This window comes from Paenibacillus sp. Leaf72 (assembly GCF_001422685.1).
Classification (GTDB): Bacteria; Bacillota; Bacilli; order Paenibacillales; family Paenibacillaceae; genus Pristimantibacillus.
Window position 1 is genome coordinate 63,474 of sequence record NZ_LMLV01000032.1, and the last position, 12,282, is coordinate 75,755.

The following is a 12,282-nucleotide window of genomic DNA, read 5'->3' on the forward strand; positions in this document are numbered from 1 at the left end:
TCTTTTAACCACGCCTAACAGAGGAGAGCGGATTCGTGGCCTCAAAAAGAGTAAAGACGCCAACCGTATTGCAAATGGAGGCCGTAGAGTGCGGAGCGGCTTCACTTGCTATCGTGCTCGCTTATTACAAGAGCTTCATTCCGCTTGAGGAGCTGCGAATTGCCTGCGGTGTCTCCCGGGATGGAAGCAAGGCCAGCAATGTGCTCAAGGCAGCGCGCCAATACGGCATGGAAGCGAAAGGGTATCGCAAAAATCCGGAAGATCTAAAAACGATGGAATGGCCGCTGATCATCCACTGGAATTTCAATCATTTCCTTGTACTGGAGGGCATTCATAACGATCGCGTGTTTTTGAATGATCCGGTCACGGGTCCCCGTGAAATTACATTCGAGGAGTTTGACCAATCTTTTACCGGCGTTGCCATTGCAATTAAGCCATCCCCTACGTATGTCCGTCAAGGGAAAGCGCCAAGTGTGCTAAGCTCGCTGTCCAGCCGAATCAAAGGGTCGGAAAAGGCGCTCATCTTCGCCATAGTGGCTGGATTATTTCTTGTATTGCCGGGCCTAGTTATTCCGGTGTTCAGTAAGGTGTTTATTGACCAAGTATTGCTGGGCAATTTGAAAAATTGGCTGTTCCCGCTGCTTATCGGCATGGGGCTGACCGCTTTGCTCCGGGCGTTTCTGACGTGGCTGCAGCGCTATTACTTGCTCAGGCTGGAAATGAAGCTTGCTCTAAGCTCATCCAGCCGTTTTTTCTGGCATGTGCTGCGGCTGCCGATTGAGTTTTTCTCCCAGCGGTTCAGTGGAGATATTGCGGCAAGAGTTGCCATTAACGACCGCGTTGCCCAACTGCTTTCCGGGCAGCTTGCTGTAGCGGCGCTCAACTGCGTCATGATTGTATTTTATTTGCTGCTGATGCTGCAATACAGCATAGTGTTGACCGGCATCGCTATCGGGGCTTCCCTGCTTAACCTTGTGTTCATGCGGTTTATTACTCGCAAACGCAACGATCAAAATTTGCGCCTGCTGCAGGAGGCCGGCAAGATGCAAGGCGTGTCCATGAATGGACTTCAAGTCATTGAGACGTTGAAATCGAACAGCTCCGAGGCGGACTTTTTCGTCAAATGGTCGGGCTACCAGGCGAAGCTGCTTAATTCCACCCAGCAGTTTGGGGTGTCGAATCAGTTTCTAATGGCCGTTCCTGCTTTGCTGACGAGTCTAAGCGCCATTGCGACTTTGTTTCTCGGCGGCTTTCAGGTTATGGATGGGGCGCTGACCATCGGCTCGCTGGTCGCCTTCCAAAGTCTTGCCGCAAGCTTCAGTCAGCCGGTCAACGAAATGGTTGCGCTGGCGGGCACGATTCAAGAAGCGGGAGGAAGCATGAAGCGGCTGGATGATGTGCTGCAATATCCGATTGATAGACAAATGCAGCAAAATCAGGAGCAGGCTTCTGAGTCGCCTGATATGGCGAAGCTATCGGGGCAAATTGAAATTAGCAATTTGACGTATGGCTACAGCAAGCTGGAAGGTCCGCTGATTGACCGGTTTAATTTATCGATTCAGCCGGGAATGAAGGTCGCATTGGTTGGCGGCTCCGGCAGCGGAAAATCGACGATTGCGAAGCTGATTGCCGGCATTTACGAACCGTGGGACGGCGATATCCGCTTCGACGGGTTAAAACGCGATGAAATTTCCCGCAATCGGATGGGCAATTCGCTTGCCGTTGTCGATCAGGACATTGTGCTGCTGGAAGGAACGATTAAAGAGAATATTACCTTTTGGGATTCTACCATACCGGAGATAGACGTTGTTCGGGCTGCAAAGGATGCGGTGATCCATGATCATATTGCGGAGCGCAGCGGCGGTTATGAGCATATGATTTCGGAAAATGGCGGCAATTTCAGCGGGGGGCAGCGCCAGCGTCTGGAAATTGCACGGGCGCTGGCTGGCAACCCATCGATTGTTATTTTGGATGAGGCGACAAGCGCGCTGGATCCGGCAACGGAGAAAAAGGTAGACGATAGTCTGAGGCGCAGAGGCTTGACCTGTATTACGGTGGCCCATAGGCTCAGCACCATCCGGGATGCGGATGAGATCGTTGTGCTGGAGCGCGGAAAGATTATTGAACGGGGCACGCATACTTCTCTCATGGAACGAAATGGCTATTATACCCGTCTCATTCAAAATCAATAGACATGGTGCGAAAAGGAGGTGGAAAAGTGGCTGAAGCAATAAAATTCAACCTGCATTCATTTTTTGAAGAATACGGTGCCTGTCATGAGGTGGAAGGCAACAGACCGATCCTAATAACCGATCAAAATGATGTATGGTACGTCGATTCCGGTTATGTGGATATTTTCGCCGTGACCGTTGAGCTTGAAAATGGCGGGACGAGAAACAAGCGGCGCTATTTATTCAGTTTGGAGGAAGGGGCTCTCCTATTCGGTTTTGAGGATTATGCAGGGGTAGAGAAAGCGGGCTTGCTGCTGACAGCATCCGTAGGCACGAAGGTATTCCAAATGAACCGGGATATGTTTATGAGCCGCAGGGCGGAATACAGGCTGAGCGACGAGAAACTTGGCCCTTTAATTGATCAATGGGTAGGCTGCTGGTCAGCGGCGCTGAGTGTGCGGAATGCCCCGCCGGAGTTTGAGCTGCTGGAGCAAAGCGAGCACCTTGAGCTGGCACCCGATCAAACCTGGCGGTCTCTGCAAACGGTATGGGTGAAAATACGTGACGGCGTCGTTTACTGGGTATCCGAACATCCGATTACAGCGGAGGAGCCCTATTACATACCCGTGACCTCCTCCAGCTGGCTGGAAACGAAGCAGGCTGCGGAGCTCGAATTGCGGAGCACGCTTGAATGGCTGCAAAATGATCAGCAGCTGCAAGGCTTATATGCGTTTCATCAATTAATCGCAAGCCGCTTGGCTGTGCTGTTGACGAAGGAGCGGCTGCAGGAGCATGAACGCCTGCTTCGGCGAACAGAGCATGACGATTCGCTAATGGATCATGCGCTCAAGCGCTTGCTTGCCGTTACAGGACCGGAAGATCAGCGAGCTGCTGCTTTCCATTCAACCGATCCGTTGTTTATGGCCTGCCGCATCGTCGGCGAATATGCCAGCATCGTCATCAGGCCTGTAGGCAGAAAGCTTAAAAAACAGTCGCAGCGTTCACCTATTCAGGAACTGGCTGAATCCTCTGGCGTCCGCTCCCGCAAGGTCGTACTCAAAGGGGAATGGTGGAAGGAGGATAATGGGCCGCTGGTCGCGTTCATGGAATTATCCCGTGAGCCCGTTGCTCTAATTCCGGCTTCTGCCGGCTCCTACACGTGGGAAAATCCGCTTAGCGGCGAAAAAGGCATCGTTCATGCCGATACGGCGGCGGGCCTCGAGCCGATGGCTTATATGTTTTATCGGACCTTTCCAGCTCGTGTGCTCGGCATAAAAGACATTTTGCAGTTTGGCACGCATCATTCGATTCGGCGGGATCTCATTATGGTTCTGCTCATGGGTGCGTTAGCCGGCTTGCTCGGCATTATGCTGCCGGTTGCTACCGGCATATTGGTAGATACGATTATTCCGGAATCGTATCGCGGACCGCTCGTCCAGATGGCGCTAATTCTCGTCTCTGCCGTCCTGTCGATTGCCTTGTTCCGGCTGGCGGGGTCGCTCGCTTCGATGCGAATGGAGGGACGGGTAGAAAGCTCGATTCAGGCGGCGATTTGGGATCGGCTGCTGAATTTGCCGGTATCCTTTTTCCGCAACTATACCGCTGGCGATTTGGCATCGAGAGCGAGCAGCATAAATACGATCAGGCAGCTTTTATCAGGGGCGGTTTTGGGCTCGCTGCTGACGGGTGTATTTTCTATTTTTCAATATGCGCTGCTGTTTCGTTACAGCCCGAGTCTTGCTTTAGTGGCAGGGGGTCTTGTGCTCATTTCCATGACGTTTACGGTTACCATTGGCTTGCTGCAAATTCGTTACCAGCGCAGGCTGCTGGATATTCAAGGACGTATTTCCGGCACGGTGCTCCAGCTGCTGAACGGCATTAGCAAATTTCGCATGGCGGCGGCGGAAAACCGCGCTTTCTTCTTATGGGCAAGAGCGTTTGCGGAGCAAAAGAAATTGTCCTTCAAGGTTAGAATGCTGGATAACTACTCCAGCGTGTTTCAATCCTTTTTCCCCTTGGTCACCTCCATGGTGTTGTTTTATTTGGTCGTTTCCAGCAATTCCGCGCTGTCGGCGGGACAATTTATCGCTTTCTTCTCCGCCTTCTCCAGCTTTCTAATGGCGATGCTGGCGATGGCTTCCGCGCTGCTGTCGGTCGTGCATATCGTGCCGCTTTATGAGCGGGCGAAGCCGATTTTAAGGACGCTGCCCGAAATGCATGATCAGCTGGAAGATCCGGGCGAAGTGAGCGGGGCGATTGAAATTCGCCATATCCAGTTTCGCTATGCTGAGGATCAGCCGCTTGTGCTGAATGATCTGTCGATGAACATTAAAGCAGGGCAGTATGTCGCCTTCGTCGGTGCTTCCGGCTGCGGCAAGTCCACGCTTATGCGGCTATTGCTTGGTTTTGAGCAGCCTCAAGGCGGCTCGGTTTATTTTGACGGACAGGATTTGCGCTCGCTTGATGTGGGGCTGCTGAGGAGCCAGTTTGGCGTTGTTTTGCAAAACAGCAAGCTGATGTCCGGCGATATTTTCACCAATATTATTGGCACCTCCGATTTGACGCTTCAGGATGCTTGGGAAGCAGCGGAGATGGCGGGCTTTGATGACGATATCCGCAGCATGCCGATGGCGATGCATACGGTTATATCCGAAGGCGGAGGCACGCTTTCCGGCGGGCAGCGCCAGCGCCTAATGATTGCGAGAGCGATTGCCAAGCGGCCGAAAATTCTCTTTTTTGACGAGGCTACGAGTGCGCTGGACAACCGGACGCAAAGCATCGTCAGCCAAAGCTTGACCAAATTGCAGGTGACGAGGATCGTCATTGCCCATCGTTTGAGCACGATTACGCAGGCTGATCACATTTATGTGTTTGATAAAGGGCGAATTATTCAATCCGGCACTTATGAGGAGCTGCTGCAGCAGCAGGGCCTGTTCGCGGAGCTTGCCAGCCGCCAATTGGCGTAACAATTGAACTAAAATTGAACGAGAGTTGAGAGCAGATTGAAGCTGGGCTGTTATTCTAATACCTGTAAGAAACAAAACTACATTTATTGGAGGAATTAAATCATGAGTTGGAATGAACAGCAAGTTACGGATACGGTAAATGCAGTAATCACGAAAGCGAATTCGGATGCAGAATTCCGCGCGCTTGCAGTAAGCGACATCTACGCAGCAATTAAAGCAGCAACAGGACATGAGGTTCCACAAGAATTTAAAATCAACATCGTTGATGCAACTGGCTACCACGCGACAATCGTACTGCCGGAAGTACGCGGCGCGGCTGATGAACTGACAGAAACAGAACTGGAATCCGTTGCTGGCGGCAGCAAATCGGGAGCTAATGATTTCTTTAATGGCGTAGGCTCTATTGCCGAAAATGCAGCTAACACAGCAATCCGCGTTGGCGAAAATATCGGTAATGCAACAGCTGACCAAATCAGAAATGCTTAATTCCTTTATTCCTTTCATACTTAAATAGAGCTTGCATTGGAGTGATATCCGCCGCTGAGGCACGATGTCACTCCAAATTTATAGAGAAGCGATGAGAGGGACAGCTGCTTGCCAGCGAGTGCCCGCGGTTTCCAGCGGAGGCTGCTTCGTCGCAATGCCTAACAAGAGGGTGCTTGTGTGTCGGTTGTGTCTGTTTTGTCATTCAAATGGATCAAGTCTTTCTGGATGATTATGCTGTGCATGGTGTCGGGTATAGCTACTGGCCTCTATGCGCCAAGTATCGCTCATTCTGTAGCGGATTTCGGCGATCTTTATTTATCCTTCCTGAAAATGTGTGTCATTCCGATTATGATGACCGCCATTATTTCCAGCATCGGCAGCTTATTCATCAATAGCGGCGCCATGAAAACGATTGGACGCATGTGCCTCGTCTATGCCGCTGCACTCGTCATTTCCGGCGTATTCGGGCTGGTATTTGGGGAAATCGGCCATCCGGGGGCCGGATTGCCGGAGCAATCGAAGCAGGTGCTGGGTGCGATCGTCAACGACTCCAGTACAAATGGAGCGACTGTAGAAGAGGAGAAATCGCAAGGGATTTTGCTGTTTTTGCTCGATATGATACCTTCTAATATTTTTACAGCACTGATGGAAAACAATACGCTGCAAATTTTGTTCTTCTCCGTTATCGTCGGCGTAGCCGTTGGCATGATGCGAACGAGGCAAGGGGAAGATGTGCTGCAGCTGGCGGATGTGCTGTTCCGTGCTTTTCAAAAGGCGATTTCCTGGTCGATGTACGCGCTGCCGTTTGCTTTGTTTTGCATGATGGCGGGTCAGTTTGCCACGTTGAACTTGGACATTTTGCCCGCCATGCTCAAGCTGATTATGATGTTTTATCTCGTTAGCGTCGTTTTAATTATCGTCTCCGTCGCCGCATTATCATTGCAATTGCGCCAGCCGGTCAAGGTGGTCATCAGCGCTTTGAAGGAGTCGCTTATTTTAGCATTTGGCACGCGAAACAGCATTGCTACCGTTCCATCCTGCATGCATGCTTTAAGCAAAGAGCTGCAGCTGCAGCCGCATGCGATTCAACTGGTTGTACCGATCGGCATGATTATGTGCCGTTACAGCATGGTGCTTGTCTATACGCTGGGCATTGCATTTACCGCTCAATTGTATGAATACGACTTTACGATGATGCAGTGGATGCTGGTGCTGGTCGGAGCTGTGCTGACTTCTATCGCAGGAGCAGGTTCGCCGGGCGTCGTATCCATTGGCATGATCGCGATTATAGCAGGGATGCTGAAGCTTCCGGCTGAAGTGACGATCATTTTATTGCTGGCAATCAATCCGATTATCGATCCCATTATTACGGCGGCTAATGTATCTATTAACTGCGCTACAGCTTCACTTCTGTCAGCCAGAAAGGAACCTCATGTACAAGATAAAGAGATTAGCGCCTAATGACAGATTGAAATACAAGCCGCTCATGTTTCAGTGGCTTTATTTGCAATTGGAGCAGAGCGAGAGGAGCGGTCAAGGGCAAAGCCGCTTTTTGCTGATAGGGGCGGAAATGGGAGATGAGCCGGCAGGCTTGGCTGTGCTGGAGCTGCGGGAAGGGGCAGGGGCGCAGCATGCGATATTGCAATGCCTGTTCGTAGCGAAGCCATGGCGCAGGAAGGCAATCGCCTCCTCCATAATGAGAGAAGTGCGAAGCCTATGCCTTGAGAAGCAAATGGCAAGCCTTGAAGTTTATTATTATTCCGGAAAGTCCTCTACGGAGTCGATAGAAGCTTGGCTGCAAAAAGAAGGCTGGACACATCCATTATGCGATGCGGTTGTTTTCCATATTAATCGCGATATCGCCCGCGCAGGCTGGCTTCGGGAACGGCCTTTGCCAAGCGGCTTGGAGCTGTTTCTGTGGGCAGACAAGAAGGAACAGGAGCTTAAGCAATCGATTGAAGCAGCGGCAGCTGTTTTTCCAGATTTCCTGTCGCCGTTCAAAACCTTTGCGCCTTTGGAGCCAAGCAACAGCCTTGGGTTACGCTCGGAGCAGGGCATTAAGGGCTGGTCGATGACGTACCGGCTGAACGAAGAGACGATATTGTACGATGCGGTATACATTTCGCCGGAATATCAGCAGATAGGTCTAGCTTTCCATATGCTGGCGAGGTCGATCTGCCTTCAATTGGAAGCGGGCATTCCCTACGGCATTTTTACAGTGAACCGAGGGACCCCTGTCATGATGAAGCTCGCGCAGCAATGGCTTGCGCCTTATTCATGGAAGACGAGCGAGAAGCGGATTAGTTATTTGCCATTGAAGTAGGGATTTGGGGGAATGAACATGAAGGACAATGAACGCACCCATCGTATTGCGGTAACAGGTATAGGCGTATTGTGCGCGCTGGGCAATGAGCCGCAGGCCGTCTTTGAGCGAATGCTCGCGTCAGAGACAGGAATTGGGACAGTTACCCGTTTTAAGACGGACACATTGTTAAGCTCGCTTGCCGGACAATTGGAAGAATCGTGGCGGGAATCGGCACTTGCACATACGGCGGATCAGTCGATGGACTGGTGCGCGCGGTATGCCATTGCGGCTGCGAAGCAGGCGCTGCACAGCAGTGGCCTTACTATAGCACCAGGAGATTCCGCTGTGCAGACAGCAGCAGTTGATTCAGCAGATGTCGCTGCAACTGCAACTGCTGCTGCGCATCAGATCCCAGCCTCAAGAATTGGGCTGGCGCTTGGAACGTGCAACGGCGGCATATTATCGCTGGAGAAGCAGTGGGATTTGTCGGCGCTGGATGAGGAAAATACAGCTAATTATCCCTTTTACCAGCAGGGGGATGATACTGCGCGGCTGCTGGGCGTGCAGGGACCGGTGGCGACGTTAAATACGGCATGTGCCGCTAGTGGCAATGCAATCGGCTATGCCAGCGATATGATTCGCTGGGGATATGCCGATGTCATGCTCGCAGGCGGTTCAGATCCGCTGTCGCATAGTGTATATGCCGGATTTAATGTACTCCGGGCGCTTAATCCGCTGCCATCCTCGCCGTTTGGCAGCCGCTTTGGCCTTAATCTGGGCGAAGGCGCAGCATTTGTCGTGCTGGAGCGGATGGATGCCGCTGCTGCGCGCGGAGCGACCATCTATGCGGAGCTATGTGCCTATGGGCTGAGCAATGATGCCCATCATATGACGGCTCCGCATCCGGAAGGCGCAGGGATGCAGCGGGCGGTAGATATGGCCCTGAGCCTTGCGCAGGTTGCCAAACAGGATATTGAATACGTGAACGCGCATGGCACCGGAACGCAGGCGAATGACCGCGCGGAAATTAGCGGTTTGAAACGCAGCTTTGGCGAGCAGCTGACCATTCCGGTCAGCTCAAGCAAAGCGTATTTTGGGCACAGCCTAGGTACCGCTGCTGCCCTTGAGCTTGTCACTTCGCTTTATGCGATCAAGCAAGGCTATGTGCCGGCAACGCTGCATTTTGATACGGCGCGCGAAGGCTGCGAAGAGGCGGATATTATTCAGCACAGCATGCGCCCGATGCGTCCAAAGTATATCGTCAGCAATAATGCCGCCTTTGGCGGACACAACGTTTCATTAGTGCTGCGGACGGATAATTTGAGTGAAGCAGCGATACTGCATACGGAAAGCATAGCCCAGCTCGCCAAGCGGCGGGTTGTCATTACCGGGCTTGGCGCTGTTGGAGGCGGCCATATTCATCAGGGCAGCATCCTGAATGGGCTTGCAGAGGACGCTTCCTCAGAAGCAGTCGGCGCATTCTCTTTTTCCCTGAAGGAGTATGACAAAAGCAAATATGAGCGCCGAATGAATCAGCTGTCGCAAAATACGATCGGAGCAGCACTTGCTGCACTGGGGGACGCGCAAATAACCGAGGCGGAGAAGGAAGAGCTCGGCTTTATTTTTGGCACAGCCCGGGGCAGTACAGATAGCATTTCGCAATATTTGGAGTCGGTATTTGTGAAAGGGCCGGAATATGCGAGCAGCATTTATTTTCCGCATACGGTCATTAATTCAATTGCCGGGCAGACGGCGGAGAAGCTGAAGCTGCTGGGCTTCAACAGCTCATTCAGCACGGGAGGAAATGAGGGCCTGACGGCAGCGCTGTATGCTGCTGGCAAAATCCGCGAGCGTACGTTGTCCTCCTGCCTTATTGGAGCGGGAGATGAACGCTCGGCGCTGTCGAGCAACATTGACCGTGCGAAAGGCTTGCAGGCGAGCCGTTTTCGGATGGTAGAGGGCAGCGTCTGTATGGTGCTTTGTGATCTGGAGCAAGCGAGGCAAAGGCAGACTGGCATTTATGCGGAATTAAGCGGCTTTGGCACCGCCTTTGGAGCAGTGGCAAATGCTTCCCAGCAGGAAGCGACGCTTTGCAAAGCGGTAACCGAAGCATTAAATGAAGCGAAAATTGGCATGGCACAGCTTGGCCTGATTTTGCTGAATACGGTCGGCAGGCCTGATGAAACAGAAGGCGAGCATCGCGCTCTATCTTCATTGGCCGCCCATGACCAGACACCGCCCATTATCAGCTTCAATGAAAGCGCGGGCTTTGGCGAATCCTACAGCTCGATGCTGCATCTTGCTGCGGCTGCGGAGCTTGTGAGCGGTAAAGCCGCAAGTGAAGTGGCGAGCGGCGCCTATGTCCATCTGGGCATTCCGCGGCAAACGGATCAGCTACAGCATGTGTTAGCGATAAGCTCGACGGTCAACGGCAGCTACTGCGCGGCAGTTGTAAGTGCATGGAACGATTGATGGGCGCTTGCACGAGGGAGCTATTTTCACGATACAAAAAGCTTAATACCAAGGAGGCGCATACGTATGAGCGTAGAGCAAATTTTAGACATGGAAACGATTAAACAGACGATTAAGCAACAGCTGTTAATTGACAGGCTTAAGCTTGAGGATATTACAGCGGAGGAAATTACGGACGATTTGATTTTATTCGGCGATGGGCTGGGCCTGGATTCGGTAGAAGCGTTCGAGGTAATGGTAGGCATGGAAGAATTGTACGGGGTAATGGTGGAGCAAATTCCAGCTGATGAATTAAAAATTCATTTAAAAAATGTCCAGTCCATAGCCGAGCTGATTATGGCCAGCCAGCAGAAGGGGACCGAAGGGCCATGATCTTTCGTGATCACGTCATTTTGATTACTGGCGTAACACGCGGCATTGGCCGGGCCATCGCCCTGCGATTCCTTGCAGAAGGAGCTGTCGTTGCCGGCATTTATGTGCGGGATGATGAAGCGGCGGAGCAGCTGCGGGGCGAGGCTGAGGAAGCTGGCGGACGGATTAGTTTGTACAAAGGCTCTGTCAGCGATCATCATTTTGTAGCAAATGTAATGAAGGACGTATTCGAGACGTATGGCCGTCTGGATGTGCTGGTCAACAATGCAGGACGGACGAATGATCAAATGGCGCTATTTATGGAAGAGCAGCAGTGGAATGAGGTGCTGGATACGAATTTTATCGGCACCTGCTGCTGCTCGCAGGAGGCGGTCAGCTATATGCTGCGCCTTGGGAAGGGCGCCATTATTAATATGGTGTCCGTCAGCGGCATTTACGGACGCGAAGCCCAGACGAATTATGCGGCATCCAAAGGCGCGATTATGGGCTTAACGAAGCTGTATGCCCGGCTTTACGCCTCGCGAAACATTCAAGTTAGCGCTATTGCGCCAGGCATGATTGAGACCGAAATGGCCCAAGGAGTGCCAGCGGAGAAAATGGCTGATTTTTTAAAGCATACGGCAGCCGGGAGGCTTGGCTCAGCTGAGGAGGTAGCCGAAGCGGTTATGTATTTGGCGGGACCTCTAGCAAGCTATCATGCAGGTCAAACATTGAAAATAGATGGCGGGTTTTTGCGTTAAGCTGGATTGGGATAGAAGGGGGAATGAGGATGAAAACCGCATTTTTGCATCATGCCGAAAGTGCTTTGGGCACAGCGATAGCGCTATATTTGCTGCAGCGGGGCATCCGGGTTGCGGCGAGCTTCCAGACGCCTGAGCAGGCGGAGCAGTTTAAGGCAGAGCTGCCGCCTCCGTTGCAGGAACAATGTCAGACGATTGTTGCGCCGGACGTCCAAATGAAAGCAGTCGAGTCGGCTATTGCGGGCATAGCCGAGCAGATGCAAGGGCTTGACCTGTATATTCATGGCCATGATTGGGTCGACGAGCTGGAGGCGCAGCAGCATGATCCCGCCGAGTTCGCCTTGAAGAGCTACAGCCTTCTGAGCGAGCTGTTTTTGTACAGCCGGGCGGCGGGGAGCGTGATGGCCCGCAAGCAGCGGGGGCAGATTATCGTGCCGATGCTGGCAGATTCGCTGCATTACGACGGCTTTCCTACATCCCCGGTATATAACCAGGGAGCGCTCGCTTTTGTCAAAAGCTTCGCCAAGGAGCTGTCGCCGTTTCGCGTCAGTGTAAATGCGCTGACATTTGGGTATTTTCGCAGGGAGAAGCAAGCGGCCGCTGGTCGAAGTAATCGCAAGCCGTTTGATATTTATGCATTAAAACCGCCATTGCCGGAATTGGAAGAGCTCGCCCACGGGCTCGGCCTGCTTCTTGATTACGGTCATGGCATGAGCGGTCAAAATACGACATGGGGTTACGGTATTCAGTCTGTTCTCTAGCAAGGATAT

General features: G+C 52.3%; 9 protein-coding genes. All 9 read left to right on the forward strand.

Going from position 1 to position 12,282, the window contains the following annotated elements; genetic code table 11:
- Positions 1-35 precede the first annotated feature (35 nt).
- Complete coding sequence (locus tag ASF12_RS25720; protein WP_081419050.1) at positions 36-2,192, forward strand: NHLP family bacteriocin export ABC transporter peptidase/permease/ATPase subunit; 2,157 nt, start codon at positions 36-38, stop codon at positions 2,190-2,192.
- Positions 2,193-2,218: 26 nt separating this feature from the next.
- Positions 2,219-5,137 (forward strand): NHLP bacteriocin export ABC transporter permease/ATPase subunit, encoded by a 2,919-nt coding sequence (locus ASF12_RS25725; protein WP_056040937.1) that lies wholly within the window; start codon positions 2,219-2,221, stop codon positions 5,135-5,137.
- A gap of 102 nt (positions 5,138-5,239) precedes the next feature.
- A complete protein-coding gene (locus tag ASF12_RS25730) occupies positions 5,240-5,623 on the forward strand; it encodes a hypothetical protein (RefSeq protein WP_056040939.1) in 384 nt (127 codons plus the stop codon).
- A gap of 177 nt (positions 5,624-5,800) precedes the next feature.
- Positions 5,801-7,084 (forward strand): dicarboxylate/amino acid:cation symporter, encoded by a 1,284-nt coding sequence (locus tag ASF12_RS25735; protein WP_056040940.1) that lies wholly within the window; start codon positions 5,801-5,803, stop codon positions 7,082-7,084.
- The gene (locus ASF12_RS25740; RefSeq protein ID WP_155973466.1) at positions 7,056-7,946 is read left to right on the forward strand and encodes a GNAT family N-acetyltransferase; all 891 of its coding nucleotides are present in this window, start codon (positions 7,056-7,058) and stop codon (positions 7,944-7,946) included. Before ASF12_RS25735 ends, ASF12_RS25740 begins: the two co-directional genes overlap by 29 nt.
- An 18-nt stretch (positions 7,947-7,964) precedes the next feature.
- Complete coding sequence (locus ASF12_RS25745; RefSeq protein ID WP_056040945.1) at positions 7,965-10,400, forward strand: beta-ketoacyl-[acyl-carrier-protein] synthase family protein; 2,436 nt, start codon at positions 7,965-7,967, stop codon at positions 10,398-10,400.
- A 66-nt stretch (positions 10,401-10,466) separates the two neighbouring features.
- Complete coding sequence (locus tag ASF12_RS25750) at positions 10,467-10,772, forward strand: phosphopantetheine-binding protein (RefSeq protein ID WP_056040947.1); 306 nt, start codon at positions 10,467-10,469, stop codon at positions 10,770-10,772.
- Complete coding sequence (locus tag ASF12_RS25755; protein WP_056040950.1) at positions 10,769-11,512, forward strand: SDR family oxidoreductase; 744 nt, start codon at positions 10,769-10,771, stop codon at positions 11,510-11,512. The genes ASF12_RS25750 and ASF12_RS25755 overlap by 4 nt, the downstream gene beginning before the upstream one ends.
- A 29-nt stretch (positions 11,513-11,541) precedes the next feature.
- Complete coding sequence (locus ASF12_RS25760) at positions 11,542-12,273, forward strand: SDR family NAD(P)-dependent oxidoreductase (RefSeq protein WP_056040952.1); 732 nt, start codon at positions 11,542-11,544, stop codon at positions 12,271-12,273.
- Positions 12,274-12,282: the final 9 nt, after the last annotated feature.